Source organism: Psychrobacter sp. T6-1 (genome assembly GCF_052258445.1).
In genome coordinates, this window is the sequence record NZ_JBQQFC010000294.1 from 1 (window position 1) to 2,973 (window position 2,973).

The 2,973-nt window shown below is 47.8% G+C and carries 3 protein-coding genes; all 3 read right to left on the reverse strand.

Annotated features, from left to right (window positions below; genetic code table 11):
- The coding region (locus ACTXGO_RS11875; RefSeq protein ID WP_443574663.1) for a D-alanyl-D-alanine carboxypeptidase/D-alanyl-D-alanine-endopeptidase at positions 1-1,364 on the reverse strand (1,364 nt) is incomplete at its 3' end.
- A 138-nt stretch (positions 1,365-1,502) separates the two neighbouring features.
- Complete coding sequence (locus tag ACTXGO_RS11880) at positions 1,503-2,108, reverse strand: 3'-5' exonuclease (RefSeq protein WP_435950307.1); 606 nt, start codon at positions 2,106-2,108, stop codon at positions 1,503-1,505.
- 13 nt (positions 2,109-2,121) lie between these two features.
- Positions 2,122-2,973: putative nucleotidyltransferase substrate binding domain-containing protein (locus ACTXGO_RS11885; RefSeq protein ID WP_443574665.1), on the reverse strand; the 852-nt coding region annotated here is incomplete at its 5' end.

A 2,973-nucleotide genomic window follows, 5' to 3' on the forward strand; every position in this document is an offset into this window, starting at 1 on the left:
ACTTGCTCGGTCATCACGTTGTTTGAAAAATGGTTGATATCGTAGATCTGCTGAGTCAAATTCAGCGAAGGATAACTGGCAATAGGTAAGGGTGATACCGCGTTTGCGTAACTTTTATGGCGTCTACTAATCGCTTGATAAGGCATGTCTTGGGCAATCACTCGACCGTCAAGCGTATTACCCAGTTGTTGCCACTTTGAGGCGACCACACGCGCGCCAAAGTCTTTGGCGTCAGGATAGGCGACATAAAATATGTGCTCAGCGCAGCTAACTGGTAGGCTGGCATTGAGTACCAGCTTATCAGCTTGCCAGTTAGGGGCAAGACTACTGCTCGCCTGCGCGCAAGCTGCTTGCCGTGTGCCTATAGACGAGGGCAGCTGATAGTTTGCAAGGGTAGGCTTATAGGTCAGTTTGGCGCTATTATTGTCGACAAGGTAGCTGCGAATACCGACGGTATTAAAGTTAATTAAGAACCCATCAGGGCTAGCATTATAAGGTCGTAGTGGCGCGTTATCAAAGGCGGCAGGGTCTTTGGTGACATTTGCAAAGATCGTACTATCGACGATAATATCGCCATCGACATGACGTATGCCTGCTTTTGTTACCTGATAAAGCAGCTGACGCAAACGCTCATGAGTCATTTTGGGGTCGCCGCTACCTTGAATAATCAGATCGCCTTGCAGACGATTACCGACAATCAGTCCCGTATGATATACCCGAGTATGCCAAACAAAATCAGCGCCCAAAGTATCAAGGGCAATAAAGCTAGGAATAAGCTTCATAGTGCTAGCAGGCGTGCGCGCTATATCTGCTTGATGAGTCAGTAACGGCTGACGATGAGGAGATGAAGACGGCGCGGGTAGGGTTGGCGTCTCTGCATTGCTACTTCCATCAGTATCGTGAATAAGCTTGTCATTGCTAATAGTATCATTAAAAGGATCAAGACTTAGATGCGTATAAGGGTCATCAGTATAGCTATTGAGTTGACGCTCTTGCTCGTTGATGTCTTGTTGAGCGATGAGTTGCTGATTTTTCGTTGATGTCTTTTGCGTAGAGGTAAGCGTGCTATCGTCGCCAGTACTGTTTTTATCAGTACTGGCTTCAACACTGCCATCTTTATCAGTGCTAGCTTTGTCAGTGCTAGCCTCGTCAAGCGTCACTACTTGTACTATCGGCGGTAATCGACTGCTATCTTTTTGACCGATAGGTATAACCATAATACTGATATCTGCAGGCGCAAGTTCCGCCTTTGTCAGTGCCTCTAAGATAGGCGCTGGCAATACCGCTTGCGCACTTATCGGCGCCAGCATAACTAGAGCAATAGATATAGAAGATAAGCGACGAGAAGTTTGGGTGATAGGCATGACAGACACTACTTTAAAAGCTCAAAAACCAGCTATAGTATCATGAGTTAGCGGTTTTACGTACCATCAACGCTAGCTTTGCGTCCATAAAATCAGGCTTTTGGTACCAGCAGGCTTTTAATAGAGTAGCAATGATCATTAGCGCAAATGCACAAAGGCCATAGCCGTCATAATGGCGTCGTTGTAAGCATCATGCGCGCCTAATTCGGGAATATCATAGTGAGCCATAATGTTGCTCAAATGATGGGATTGATCAGGAGCCGCCCCCGCTGAGCTGCCCATTTGTCTGGCGTATAGCTTACGTACATCAATCACCTGATTGGGAAGGGGCACGCCCATGTAACTTTTTATTAGAGGATTTAAAAAGGCGGTATCAATCTGCGGACAAAATCCTACAATAGGACGATTAGCGATAAAGGGCAGGAGCAGTGCCAGCATCTCGTCATAACTCATGCCGTTTTCGACCTCAGCGGCGCGTAGTCCGTGAATGACAATAGTATCGGCATCTGGCATAACAGGCGGGCGACAGACCAGATGCAGACCATTGCCCGTATCGATCATATTGTCATTGACATGAATGGCGGCAACCGAGATCAGGTGATGTTTACGCGGATTTAGCCCGGTCATCTCGCAGTCGATGGCGACCCACTGCCCTGATAGCGGCGGCTCAAACATCCTCTCAAGCTCAGGACGTTGTAGCTTGGCTTTGTGCCATGACGTAGTGAGTTGCTTAAGCCAGCTCATAGTCGGCTCCCATTTATCCGATTTCTAACTGATAGTGCTGCGTAAGCTCGTACTTAAAGCTTTTGACGACTGCTAAGCACTCCTTTAGCGCGTCACGTTCTAGCGCTGACAGGGTTATTGGATCGACTTGGCGGGCATATTTGTCATCAGTTGCAAGCGCAACTGCCAAGCGCTGCGCCATAAAGAACTCTAGCGCTTCACCTAGCGTCTCGGCGCGCTCCTTATTGAACATACCAGCATTGACCAAAGCTTTGAGGCGCTCTTTGGTACTGGTGACCTCAAATATATTGTGCTCAAGAGCTAACGCACGAATACCGTGTACCAGCGGAAATAGACCTGACTTTTTGAGATCCACGTCGCGGCGCGTCGGTTTACCGATTAAGGGGACAAACTTTTGCCACCATTGACTAATATCACCAAACTGCAAGGCGGCGCGTGCAAAATGACGGACGAACATAGGATCTGCGCGCATGTGCGCGACTTGTAGATGGGCGCGTATTTGCGCTAACAGCTCTCTATCGCCGCAGACGTACTCGCCGTCGAGTATTGAGGATAAATAAATACCATGCATAGGATCGGTATTTTTGAACCACAGGCTAATCTGCGCTTTAAAATCGCTAATAGATTGTCGCCATATGGGATTATTCATCATAATATGGCCGTCGCATAAGGGATAACCTAAGACGGACAGCTGCTGATTAAAGGTATCGGCAAACTTTTCTAAGTCAGGATGAGTAAACCCATCACGAATGATCAGTGCATTGTCTTGGTCAGTACGCATAATCTGCTCACCGCGGCCCTCTGAACCCATAACGATGACACAAGTGTTCTCAATCACTTCTTTGGGGGCGATTAGCTGCCACAG